Source organism: Bacillus sp. SIMBA_008 (assembly GCF_046535495.1).
Lineage (GTDB): Bacteria > Bacillota > Bacilli > Bacillales > Bacillaceae > Bacillus > Bacillus subtilis.
Map to the genome: position 1 here is coordinate 1 of NZ_JAWRWL010000919.1, position 251 is coordinate 251.

The following is a 251-nucleotide window of genomic DNA, read 5'->3' on the forward strand; positions in this document are numbered from 1 at the left end:
CTGGCCGGCCCCCAGCGCGCAGCCGCCGGCATTGGCCAGCGCCGCGGCCGGGGTGCGGTAGCCGGGCGCGGCGGTGGCGCGATCGAACCAGACCAGGGCCTCGGCGGCATAGCCATTGCCGCACAGCCAGGCGCCGTAGTTGTTGAGCGTTTCGCCCTGCTGCGGGGCCAGTTCGGCGGCCTTGCGATAGGCTTCGCCGGCGCCGGCGGGATCACCCAGGCGGTCGCGGACCAGGCCCTGCACGGTGTAGG

1 pseudogene is annotated in these 251 nt (G+C 75.3%); it reads right to left on the reverse strand.

From position 1 onward, the window contains the following. Positions 1–251: pseudogene (locus SB658_RS26050) on the reverse strand (hypothetical protein); the annotation flags it as partial.